This window comes from Winogradskyella sp. A2, assembly GCF_046762865.1.
GTDB lineage: Bacteria > Bacteroidota > Bacteroidia > Flavobacteriales > Flavobacteriaceae > Winogradskyella.
In genome coordinates, this window is the sequence record NZ_JBKQXM010000011.1 from 1 (window position 1) to 12,083 (window position 12,083).

Consider the following 12,083-nt stretch of genomic DNA (forward strand, 5'->3'; position numbering starts at 1 on the left):
CGGTTTTGGCTATGGTTTCGTTACGGAATGGTACGCGAGTATCATTCCGCCGTAACCATAAATTTAGCAAAAAGGCTTGAAATTCCGATTAGGAATTTCAGCCGTAATGAATTATAGCCGTTGTTAGGTGCTGTGTTTTATTTTTCGAATCAATTTTTTTTCAAAGTCAGACAGAATAAATTCTTTTGTTTCTGAATTATAAGTCATAATCTGCATATTTCTTTGGTCAACCATATCAATCAAAAAGTTTTCTGTTTTATGAATTTGATTATGTGAAAAAATGGCTTTTATGTTTTTTAATTCACTTTCTGATAATTCATTCAGTGTGTTTTGGATATATCTGTCTATTAGTTCGTCAACATTTGGAACGTCATATTTGGATAGAAAAATTGGAAGGTTTAAGTATTCACTACATTCAGATTTAATTTTTAACCGAATATTGTTTTGTTTCCTGTTCGGCTTTAAGTTTACTTTTTCTATCGCAAAAACTAATATTCCAGGACTTGGGTTTTTGAAGTCAAATTCTACACTTGAATTATCTTGTTTTCTTTGGATGATTTCCTTGGTAGTAGGCAATAATCTGTTGATAGAATCGGAAAGAATTAAATCATTTGAATTTTTAAAGTCAAATATTGCAGAAAGTGATTTATTCTGGCATTCTATATTTCCACCAAAATTAAAATGCAGTTCAGTTATATAATTTTTAGCTGTTTTTTCTGAAACACCAAATACAAAGTGAATTTCAGATTCATTTTCATACCAAGTCGGTCCAATTTTTAACCGTAAACCTTGTTTTCCTAAATCAATTGATCCAATGTCATTAGTTTCATTAATCTCAACTGCACTTACTGTTTTTTGATTTGAACCGCATGAGCTCAAAATGAATAATAAAGTTATAAGTAAGTTTAATTTTCTCATTGGGTTTTTGACATTGCACCTAACGGTCTCGTATAACCGTCAGTTACGGGTTAAATTAGCGATTATTTTCGGTTAAGCACAGACGTTAGCAATTCCGAGTGGATTCGGACGTAGTCGAATCCGCCGTAATTGCGGTTATACATTGTTGTGCACAGGTTTTTTTTCATTCAGTTTCTTTTCGGAAATATGTTTTATACTTTTTGTCAGTCCAAAATGCTTTTACTTTTCGTTGGTCAAGAGTTCCATTTTCATTAATTCGATAGAGTTTGTTTCTTTTCCAATAAATTTTAGTTGGTGGTTCATATCGATTTTGTCCACCGCTTGATATGGATGATATTATAAGTTCATTTAGTTCAATTCGGTCAATTTTTTGGTCAGATGAAATAACCAGAGAATCGCGAATAATATTATTTTCCGAATCTCTTATTTGCAAAGTGTCCATTACTAATTCGGTTTTCAGATAGATTGTGTCATTTTTCACACGCCATTTTCCAGTTGTCCAACTCGCAGACAGGTCAAACCTCCAATTGTGAATAAAAGTTGAGTCAGCTTTTAATTCGATACTTTCCGAAAATCGGTCTTTGTAAATTCCGACATATTTCTCCTGTCCAAAAGTCAATTTGGATATTAATAAAATCAGAAATAATTCGGTTAGTCTCATTTTTGGTCAACTTGTGCACAACGGTTTTGTGTATGATTTCGTTACGGAATGGCACGCGAGTGTCATTCCGACGTAGACCGAAAGATAGCAAACACAAATGGAATTTCCGATAGGAAATTCCGCCGTAATGAATTATACACGTTGTTGGCAATAGTGTTTTTATTTTCGGTCAAAATGGCCATCCATTTATCATTTTATAATTCGTTTTCGGGTCAAATTCGATTCCGATTTCTTTTTTCGGATTCCATTGTTGGTTTATAAATTCCGCTGGATTTTTGGTTATGTCAGTCCAATTAGTGTTCGGGAAAACATAAAGTTTCCAATGGTCAGAATCCCAAGTTCCGTACAGTTTTTCATTCGGCAAGTAGAGTAGGATGTATTCAGGGTCATAATGTTCACACTCGTCAGTCAGATTAATTGCAGGAATTTCGTAATAAGATTTTCCACTAACATTTCCCTCAATCCATACTTTTCCGAGTTCCAATTTGTCAAAGTCAATTATTCCAACAAAATCTGGTTCGACAGATTTGTGGTTGTAATTCAATTCCGATTTTGATTTTAAGAATTCAGTTAAGTCTTTAGGTAAATCCATATTCTGTCCAAAAATTGGAAAGGCAATTAAATAAACTATAATTATGATTCTATTTCGCATTTCCGACATTATTGCCAACGGTTAGTATATGAAGTATAGCGACCGAATGGGAGCTATGATTTCATATACATTGTTGGCGGCTGTTTTTCATTTTATCTATTGCATTACCGTATTTGTAAATCGGTCTACTTTTACTCAATTCTAATTTGTCCGCAAGGGATCAATGTTTGATATTTTGGTGCAGAAACGCTTACACCGTAAAACAAATTTATGGGACTGTTATTGAGTTTATATTCATTCTTGGACGCAACCTTGAAAAATGGTGCATCTTGGTCTTGACCCTCAACAAATAACTTTGCCCTGGTTGTACCATCAATTATTTTGCTCTTTAAGAGAATTCCTACATAAAGGGTTCGCTGTTCATTTGGCTGAATGGATGTTGATAGATCAAACTGGTAATTATGCCCTGATTCAAACAGATCTTCAAGTCTAGCTCCATAATTGAAGACGTTCTGTATTGTATCGGGAGTGAACTTGTCAGGTATTAAAAAGACCTCAAAAACAACGGTCGAATCTGGTAAAAGCCCTATTGGACTATTAGGGAAATTGATATCTAATTTTATTGGAATGATCGTGTCATTGAGAATCTCGACTCTGAATACTGTATACCTGAAATTGTCTCCATTGGAACTTTGATAGGCTCCTCCTCTGGGACCAGTATTAAGAATACGGATACCACCAAAATTTCCATCGCTCTCCGTGAGATGGATGCCCGTGTCGGAATTAATGTCTGATTGCTTTTGAGCTACGGTTCCTCTGTCTTGAGTTTGTATACAAGATGTGAGAATGAATAATACGAAAATGTAATGATTAAAGAATCTCATTGTTTCTTAATAGCCGCCAACGGTCTCGGCTATGAGTAGTTGCGTGGTTTAGCACTTAATTTTGCAAGTACACACCAAACTGAAAATCCGCGAGGATTTTCAGAAGTAGGCGAGAACAAGCAATTACTTATAGCCATTGTTGGCATTTCGTTATTTTACGAATTTAAAAGTCTTTATGTTGTCAATATTCAATAAATATATTCCGTTTGTTAGATTACTTATATCAATCGAATTATTATTTGAATTTGAAATTCTTTCTAGAACCTTTGAGCCAGTTAAACTAAATATTTTAACGTTACGATTTTCATTACTTAAGCCATTAATATAGACTTCATTCTGATTGTTATAAATAGATAAATTTAGAAGTTGACTGTTAAAATTATTTATTGATAGTGTCAAATCTTCTTTTGTTACAATCTTTCCACTAGTTTCTTGTGGCATATATAAGTTTGTACCCGATATTACAACATCTCTTAAAAATTCGGGATTTCCATCATTATCAATAGCTTCGGTTGTTATATTAGATGGATTTGAAAAAGGTGCTTTCTTAATGTTACCACTATCAGAGAAATAAAGGAAGTCGTTATAAACATAAACACCTCTGGCATTGACATTAGATATGAATGAATTAAGTGTTGGTGTACCTGCAGATATATCAACGGAATAAATAATACCTGTTCCACCTCCAGCATCTCTATCGCCAATATATAAGTCATTTCCATTGTATTCCATATCTTGAGGGTTAGTTAAGCCACTTACAACAGTCTCTATAATTGGATTTGAAATATCTACTTTTTTTAATTCTGTTCCCCCATTTGTTAAATCTTCATCTGTGAAATAAAGGTCATTATTAATTTTCTCAATTGTAGATACAAAACCTAAATTAGAAACTATTGTAGTTGTAGAGCTAGGTGTATTAATATTAAAACTGATTAATGAACTTACTCCTGTAGAATCATCATATCTAGAAATATAGATAATGTCACCGTCTTTGAATATTCCTCCAATTCCGAATCCGTTAGGTGTAGTAAAAATTACATTACCACTTGGGGTTGAATTTGCTAAATCAATTTCAATTATTTCTCCTGGTGCGGAAACACCTATTACATAAATAACATCATTATCTATTATCAGTCTATTGGGTTCATTGGTTAGACCAGTAACGAAATCAGTTACTTGAGCTTGTAGATAAAAGGAAGTAATTAAAAGGGTAAAAAGTAATTTTGTTTTCATAATTTATTTTTAAGTTAAATTCAATATTATAAGTCTTTAAAATTTAATTCAATAACCAATAGTAGGTAATTCTGCAAAAAGTTGATCATAATGAATGCCAACGTGTTTGTATATGATTAGTGGCGTGATTTAGCACGGAATTTAGCAAACAAAAACCGAATAGAAAATCCGCGAGGATTTTCGTAAGTAAGCTAAAACCAGCCATTAATTATATACGGTGTTGCCATTTCGTTGTTTTTATTAGATTTATAATTATTCGGCTTAATTCTGTTTTTTGTTTTTCTACATTTGAGTGAATTCAGTCAGCGTATTGTTCCGCAATATTTTTCAATTCCGATTGAGTGAGCAATTCCGCAACTTGCTAAATTCCGCAAACAATTCAGATTTCATATTGTAATTACTTTTTTCATAAAAATCCATTTCAATTGGGTTTGTTTCCCAGATTGAGTTTCATATTCCGTTATTCTTGGTGAAAGCAAACCAGCAATTCCACCGCTAATCATACCTTTATACGGACTTTCTAAATTTCTAAATGTAAAGTGCAAAATTGTCCAAACGATTAAGAAAATAATCAAAAAAGACAAGTACCATAAAATTCTAACTTTTGTTTTCTTGTTCATAATTTTCAATATTTGAGTGCGTTCCGCCAATGAATGGCAACGTGTTTGTGTATGGTTAGTTGCGTGTTTGAGCAACTAATTTAGTAAACAAAAACGAACGCGAGAAAATTCCGAAGGAATTTTCCAAATAAGCAACGACCAAAGCAATTAATTATACACGTTGTTGTGTGTAGTTTTTTTGAAATATTATATTCTAAAATTTTGAAAATGGTATAATTGCTCCTCTAGCATTTATAATTATATTGCATTAAATATTCTGAATTACCTTATGAATGAATTAAGTAAGAAGGCCAAAAAATTAAAGCAAAACCGAATTGTAAAAGCAGGTTTAGCTTATCTCTCAGTATCTTGGTTAATCATTCAAGTATCTTCAACTTTATTTGAAACTTTTGAATTTCCGTCTTATGCTTTAAGGATTGTATTTTTTGTTTTAGGTATAGGATTTCCTATTTATTTGATTCTGTATTGGAAAATAAGTTTAAAATCAGACTTCGTAAAAATCGATGATAATTCAGGGATTAGTGAAGAGGTATCTGTAAAAGAGGGTCAAAGACTAAATAGAGTTATTATAGGTGCGTTATCTATTGCTGTTATTATTCTAATAACTAATTTAATAATTATTAAAAGTTCCAAAATTACTGCTCCTAATGAACCAATCAAGGTCAATAGGAATAGTACAAAAGCAAAAAAACCAACATTAATGGTTGTGCCAAGTGATGCATGGTGCTTTAAAAATGGATATGTGATTAATAATAGTAATAATGGAGCAATTGTTCAAGCTCCTGATTACAAAAGAGCGTTTCAAGAAAACGTAGAATTACTTCAAGTAATTAGCAAAATAAATGGATTAATGAGTGATAGAGGATTTCCGTTAAAAAACATGGAATCGGTTATTAAAACTATTGAATTCAACAAAAAAATAGATGAAAATCGTAAATCAAAACAAACTAATAGTAGCTTGGCAGAAAACCAAATTGATATATTGAAGAACGTTGCTAAAGCGGATATTATAATACAGATGACTTGGAGTGTATATGAGTCAAAAGGAAAGAAATCTGTGACTTTTAATCTGCAAGGCTTAGATTCTTATACTGATAAACAAATAGCAACTGCATCAGGAACAGGAATGCCTTCTTTTTCGGCTGAAACCGCTATATTATTGAATGAAGCCGTATTGAGTCACGTTGATAGTTTTGTTAATGGACTTCAATCTCATTTTGATGACATTTATACAAATGGAAGAGAAACTATTATTAGAATAAAAAAATGGGAAGATTGGGAAGGAGATTTGGAAAAAGAATTTAATGGTCAAGAATTAGGTTTTATTATAGAAGATTGGTTAGTAAATAATACAGTCAAAGGAAGTTTTAACACTACAGAAATATCTGAAAATATGGCGATATTTGAACAAGTCAGAATACCCATTTGGAATGAAAATGGAAGAAGTATTGATGCACGTACATTTTTAAAAGGATTAAGTGAGATATTGAAAAATAAACCATATTATATTAGTAACAAAATTACGAGTAAAGGTTTAGGTGAGGCAACTATTATTTTAGGGAATAAATAATTTACAATAAATGAGGTTATAAACTTAAATTATTTTTTAAGTTTATAATTATGATTATTCGTGTTTTTTATAATTACACACAACGGTCTCGTATAACCGTCAGTTACGGGTTTTAAGTTACTGTTTTTCGATTAAGCACTGACGCTCGCAATTCCGAGTGGATTCGGACGTAGTCGAATCCGCCGTAATTGCGGTTATACATTGTTGTACGCTAGCTTTTTTTATCAGTTATCATATTCCGCCATTTCAATTTCTTCGTCGTTTGGTAACCAACCATTATTTATTTTTTCAACCAATTCAGTCAGATGTTTTTTTACTTTTCGAGTTGTAAAGTCAACGCATACAATTTTATCAATTTCCTTTTCCCCATCAAATGCACAAAACCCTGAAAACCAAAATCCTTCACTAAAATTTTGGTGCATAGTTGTCATTGGCGATTGTTCATAGTCATATTCCTTTCCAGTTTTCTCCTCAAATTGAACTCCACGCCAACCAATTTCCTCGTCAAAATATTGTTCAGTCAATCCTGCAAGTTCTCCTGCGCTACAAGTATAAGTCACGTTTTTATCTAATATTCGAGTAGTACTTTCGTGAAGTATTTCTCTGTTTTCCTTGTCCGCAATGGTAAAAACAACCCATTTTTCAGTCGGAAGAAAATCCAACCAATTCGAGTTGTCTTTTGTCGAAATGTAGAATACATCTCTGTTATTTATTTTTCCTATACGTTCCATTTTTCAGCTTGCGTACAACGGTCTTGTATATGAAAAGTAGCGGATTTTAAGCACTAATATTTCGGTTTATCACTTACCTTTATTTTATTATTTATCTTTTGTTTAAGCACCAAAACCGCTATTTTTTATATACGTTGTTGTGTTTTCGTACTTTTTTCCGCAAACTTGCTAGCGTTGGCAAAGACATACTCTTTTGCAATTTTGGGCTTGTGTGTTGGCTGTAGCGAATTGCAAATGTGTATGGCTTTTAGCGTTGGCAAATCCGTTAGAGTATTAATTCCGTTAACATTTGTTTAATGTCTAAATGTTTTGCTCCTTGAACTGACTTTGAGTTCACTCCAACCAACTCAATCCAATCCATAATTTTTTTCTTTTCGGTCGTTTTTTCATTCCAATATTCTGTTAGTTCAATTGCTGAAGTGTTAATCAAAATTTCCAAAACAGAATCTATATTATCAAACAATTTTATAAATACTCTAGGAATGTTTTTATACGTTTTGTTTTTAATCAAATAATCTGCTTTTCCGCCAGCAGTAAATAAATCTCTTACATTCGGACAAACAACAGCTTCTCGTGTTACAAGCCATATCGCAAGTCGAGCAAATTTATCTCCACGATTACTAAAAACCTCTGGGAAATAAACCATTGCTCTGTTTTTAATCTCTTGCTTTTCTTTTAAGCTTAAGTTGTTCCAAATATTTATAACAAGATTACTTGCTTGTTCTGTGTCTTGAATCCACCACAAATCTTGACCAGGTTTCAACTTGCTTTTGTAGTAGTCCGTAATTGGTTTAATCGGATTTTTCTTTTGACGCAAAGTATCGTAAGGTGTATTGATTTTGTCAAAAATGGTTTTTCCCTCTTCCAAGTTCATATCGATTAAATACCTTGGCGAATGTGTAACAACCACCTCTGATAAACATTCTTCATAAGCTCGACACCTAAATTCAATTGGTTTTCCAAGTTTACCGAAAAGCATAAAAATTCGCTCGACATCATCTACTCTTGTAGATTCTAAAACACTATTTCCTGTTGTTTTCCAATGGTTTTGAGTTGTAGTTTTAACTTCTATTCCATAAAATTTTTTCGCAACAATGTCTGGAAACTTTTGTCCTCCAATTAATTCAATTGAATTTTCAAATTGTGAACCAACAGCTAAATCAGTCATTACATCTCTAACATAGGGTTCAAGTTTGTTCCCTCTTAATTGTTCAATCTTTTTAGGTGATTTCTTTGCGTGAATATTTAATTCTTCAATTGTAGAAGTTAATAAAGCGTTGAACTCGCTTTTATGTGGTTCTGAATTAACTGATACTACCATTATTTTCTAAAATATAAATCCCAAACATCTTCTATTCTCTTTGCTAAATTGTAAGCGAGTAGTGGTGGAACCGCATTACCAATTACTTTATAAGCTTTTGATGGACTTACTAAATAGGAACCTTTACGACCGTTTTTGTTTGGTATTACAAATTCATAATCAGGTGGAAAAGTTTGTATTAGTGCACATTCTCTAGGTGTTAAACGCCTTTCCTTTAATCCTTTAGAAAGTTCGTCTGTTAAAATTCCACCGTTTTTTTTCGATAATCTTCTAAACTCTATGTTTCCGTGATGTTCTGCTCGAATTGTAGGGCTGATACCATCTGGTTTTATTTCTATTTGGCCTTGACAATGTTTACCCATAAATTTTGCCTTTGAGTAAAACTGTTGAGATAAATCTTTTGACTTTTCAGGCTCTTCTAAATCCGAAAAAAGTTCTTTTAAATCTACGTGACGTTTTAAATCTTCTCCGTCAGTTGTGTATGCGTGAGTTGGTCTAGGATACGGATTGTATTTATCCGAAATGTCTTCTCTTTCTAATTGTTCAAGAGCGGATTTTTTTAATGCAGATTTTTTTATACCAATAAAGAAAACTCGTTCCCTTGATTGCGGAACACCATAATCTGCTGCGTGTAAAACACGAGGATTTAAAACTAAATATCCATTATCTCCAGCAGAAGAGAAATCATTTTGAATAATGTCCTTGACGTTTGAAAGATTTACTAAACCTTTTACATTTTCTGCAATGAAAATTTTTGGTTGAGTTATTTCGATAACTTGTTTCATCCACATATAAAGCTGACCACGAGTTTCTTCTGTTGCACAAGTTTCTGTATTTAGTTCTCCTTTATGGTTTTTATGTGAATTAAGTCCGTTTCTTTTTCCGGCAACACTAAAATCTTGACAAGGAAATCCACCAGTTACAATGTCTATATTTTTCGGGAAAACCTTTGTTCCGTTTTGGTGTAGTTTTACTAAATCGACTATACTGTCTGTTTGGTAATCTTCTGCGTTATGTCCTCTTTTTGAAAAGTGGTTTACCCAAGCATTTCTTGCGTCCTTTAAAATATCGTTTGCAAAAACTGTTTTAAAACGTGTTTTTGAAAGATTAACGAAGTTGTTTTCTAGTTCTTTGTTTATGAAATTGGGATTTAAAATCTCGTTCACAGATGATTTTAAAACTGAAAAATCTCCCTCAAAACCTAAATCCATTCCACCACAGCCAGAAAACAAAGAAAGCATATTCAAGGTAGATTTTCCAGTGTGTTTTTTCTTTTCGGTTTTAGGATAGAATTTTACTGCTAATTGAGGTTCTTCAACTACGCTAGTATTTTCTTTATCAGTTGTTAATGTTCGCATAGTTAGTTTTGAATTGTATGTGATTTTAAATATTTGATTTTTTTCTCTGCAACTTTTAGCACTTTACTTGCACAATCTTCGTCTGCTATTTCATAAGCTATTTTGTCGCTTATAAATTGCACTAAAAGTTCGTCTTTATCAAGTTTTAGAATTTCCGAAAGTTTTACCAACATTTCTTTCGTCGGTTTCCTCTCGTTTCTTTCGATTTTGCTCAAAATAGCTTGGTCGATATCGACATAAGCAGAAACTTGTCTTAAGAGAAGTCCGAGAGCTTGTCTTTTATTCCGTAAAATTTGTCCGATTGTTTCCATTTGAAAATTATTACTTGACAATAAGTGTCAAATATAGTTTGTCAAATTTTGGAAAGCAAGAAATTCAGATTGTATTTTTCCGAGCGTTGGGAAATTTTAGCTCTTTTGGTTTTTAGTGCGCTGGAATTTAGCGTTGGCAAAAACCGAAAGTGCTAAAATATGCGGCTGGTAGTATGAAACACAACGGTCTTGTGTATGATTTCGTTGCGTGTTTAAGCTCTAAAGTTAGCAAATAAATCACAGATAGAAAGTCCGCGAGGACTTTCGTAAGTAGGCTATAACTAGCAATGAATTATACACGGTGTTAGCCGTTCGGTTTTATTAATCATTTTCTAAGAAAGTTTCCCAATATTCAATATTCATTCCTTTATTATCATTTTTAGTTTTGGATAAAAAGCTATCCAATTCCGTATCTGAAATTGGATTTTTGTCAATTTTATTTGGATTTTCTCTTTCAATTGATAAATTTTTTAAATCATGTAATATTTGACCAAAATTTTCAATTGAAATTGCAATATTAATTTCTTCCCATTCTCCATTTCCATGCTCAGCAGTATAAACAGGTAAATTTGGTTTTTCAATATCGACAAATATCGGGTCATCCATGTCATCAGTTGCAATTACAATCCAATTTTTTTTCCAATCTCCATTGTTTTTTCCAATTAACGATTTCCAGTTTTTTGTCAGGCTATATCCAATTTGTTCTTTTTTAATATTTTCTAATTTGAATATATTTATTTCGCTAAAACCAATTGAAATATCTTGGGCATTTGAAATAAATCTTTTGAAGTTTTTATTCTCCAACAACGCATTCAAGTTTGGTTTTTCACTACCATTAAATATTTTACTAAAAACACTCATTTACTTTATCGGTTAAATTAATATTTTGTTTCAGATTTCTGTAGTTGTTGCAAACTGACGGCTAACGTGTTTGTGTATGATTTCGTTGCGTGGTTAAGCAACTAAGTTAACAAACAAATCACAGATAGAAAATTCCAGCGGAATTTTCGTAAGTAGGCGAGAACCAGCCATTAATTATACACGGTGTTGTAAAACGTTTTTTTGCCTTTTAAAATTTTCTTTATTACTTTTTCAGCTTTGTCATAGTTAAGCCCAGGCTTCATTTTCGGATGATAGAGCATTTTAATAATTTCTATATCCATTTTGGAATAATCCACTGTAATAATGCTATCTAATTTATTCTCATAAAAAACACTATCAGGATATTTTTCGGAATCATTCATTAAACCTATACTTTGCGTTATTTCCTCTAAAATAGTTGTTTCAATTGATTCCTTTGGTTGTAGAATATCAATAAAAATTCTTGCATCCAAAATATGGAAAGTCTCTAAATCAAATCCAATATCTGCTAATCCATTAATATCATATTCGATATTCTCGAATAAGTCAGGCATTAATGGTTCTAATCTTTCTTTTTCCATGAGAAAAATAATTGCATTACACTTTTTAGGGTCGTCAATTAATTGGATGTAAAATTCATCTTTAACGAGATTATTGATTTTTTCAATGGTATTTTTAATCAATGAAACCTCGTAACTAAGTTCTTTTTCCTTAATTATAAAAAGTTTCATAGGTTTAGTCCATTTTGTAATTCTATTAGGACTTACATCATATTCGGCATTTAAGGCAACTTCATTGAAGTAATCTACCAATTCAATATCATATTCGGAAAACTCATATTCGTTAAAGTCAACTAAACTATAAACAGCAATTCCAATTATTATTAATAGGCTAATAAAAAGTGTAGTTTTCTTCTTCAATGCGCAATTTGTTTCTCAAATGTTTTACAACGGTTTTGGCTATGGTTTCGTTACGGAATGGTACGCGAGTATCATTCCGCCGTAACCATAAATTTAGCAAAAA

The 12,083-nt window shown here is 32.1% G+C and carries 13 protein-coding genes; 1 reads left to right on the forward strand and 12 read right to left on the reverse strand.

Translation table 11 applies throughout. The annotated features are described in order from the left end of the window. Nucleotides 1-123: 123 nt before the first annotated feature. The 6 genes from ACFWV9_RS15915 to ACFWV9_RS15940 all read right to left on the reverse strand — a co-directional run bounded on the left by ACFWV9_RS15915 (nt 124) and on the right by ACFWV9_RS15940 (nt 4,908). Nucleotides 124-918, reverse strand: a complete 795-nt coding sequence (locus tag ACFWV9_RS15915; protein WP_411896227.1) for a hypothetical protein — start codon at nt 916-918, stop codon at nt 124-126. A 163-nt stretch (nt 919-1,081) separates the two neighbouring features. Beyond that, nucleotides 1,082-1,579, reverse strand: coding sequence for a hypothetical protein (locus tag ACFWV9_RS15920; RefSeq protein WP_411896228.1), 498 nt, complete (start codon nt 1,577-1,579; stop codon nt 1,082-1,084). A gap of 169 nt (nt 1,580-1,748) precedes the next feature. After that, complete coding sequence (locus tag ACFWV9_RS15925) at nt 1,749-2,231, reverse strand: hypothetical protein (protein WP_411896229.1); 483 nt, start codon at nt 2,229-2,231, stop codon at nt 1,749-1,751. A 131-nt stretch (nt 2,232-2,362) separates the two neighbouring features. After that, nucleotides 2,363-3,055, reverse strand: a complete 693-nt coding sequence (locus tag ACFWV9_RS15930) for a hypothetical protein (protein ID WP_411896230.1) — start codon at nt 3,053-3,055, stop codon at nt 2,363-2,365. A gap of 150 nt (nt 3,056-3,205) precedes the next feature. Beyond that, nucleotides 3,206-4,288 (reverse strand): T9SS type A sorting domain-containing protein, encoded by a 1,083-nt coding sequence (locus ACFWV9_RS15935; RefSeq protein ID WP_411896231.1) that lies wholly within the window; start codon nt 4,286-4,288, stop codon nt 3,206-3,208. A 386-nt stretch (nt 4,289-4,674) separates the two neighbouring features. After that, a complete protein-coding gene (locus ACFWV9_RS15940; protein WP_215968612.1) occupies nt 4,675-4,908 on the reverse strand; it encodes a hypothetical protein in 234 nt (77 codons plus the stop codon). Nucleotides 4,909-5,176: 268 nt separating this feature from the next. Here ACFWV9_RS15940 and ACFWV9_RS15945 point away from each other — a divergent pair, with 268 nt between their 5' ends. Beyond that, complete coding sequence (locus ACFWV9_RS15945) at nt 5,177-6,478, forward strand: DUF6175 family protein (protein WP_411896232.1); 1,302 nt, start codon at nt 5,177-5,179, stop codon at nt 6,476-6,478. Between the two features lie 224 nt (nt 6,479-6,702). Here the strand turns inward: ACFWV9_RS15945 and ACFWV9_RS15950 are convergent, their stop codons facing one another. The 6 genes from ACFWV9_RS15950 to ACFWV9_RS15975 form a co-directional block, all read right to left on the reverse strand. Beyond that, on the reverse strand, nt 6,703-7,209 hold the full coding sequence (locus tag ACFWV9_RS15950; RefSeq protein WP_411896233.1) for a hypothetical protein: 507 nt from the start codon (nt 7,207-7,209) through the stop codon (nt 6,703-6,705). Nucleotides 7,210-7,474: 265 nt separating this feature from the next. Further along, nucleotides 7,475-8,530: a hypothetical protein gene (locus ACFWV9_RS15955; protein ID WP_411896234.1), complete on the reverse strand. Its 1,056-nt coding sequence runs from the start codon at nt 8,528-8,530 to the stop codon at nt 7,475-7,477. Beyond that, a complete protein-coding gene (locus ACFWV9_RS15960; protein ID WP_411896235.1) occupies nt 8,530-9,888 on the reverse strand; it encodes a DNA cytosine methyltransferase in 1,359 nt (452 codons plus the stop codon). The genes ACFWV9_RS15955 and ACFWV9_RS15960 overlap by 1 nt, the downstream gene beginning before the upstream one ends. Nucleotides 9,889-9,890: 2 nt before the next feature. Next, a complete protein-coding gene (locus ACFWV9_RS15965; RefSeq protein ID WP_411896236.1) occupies nt 9,891-10,199 on the reverse strand; it encodes a helix-turn-helix domain-containing protein in 309 nt (102 codons plus the stop codon). Nucleotides 10,200-10,520: 321 nt separating this feature from the next. After that, nucleotides 10,521-11,060 (reverse strand): hypothetical protein, encoded by a 540-nt coding sequence (locus ACFWV9_RS15970; RefSeq protein ID WP_411896237.1) that lies wholly within the window; start codon nt 11,058-11,060, stop codon nt 10,521-10,523. 170 nt (nt 11,061-11,230) lie between these two features. Further along, on the reverse strand, nt 11,231-11,980 hold the full coding sequence (locus ACFWV9_RS15975; protein ID WP_411896238.1) for a DUF2927 domain-containing protein: 750 nt from the start codon (nt 11,978-11,980) through the stop codon (nt 11,231-11,233). Nucleotides 11,981-12,083 lie beyond the last annotated feature (103 nt).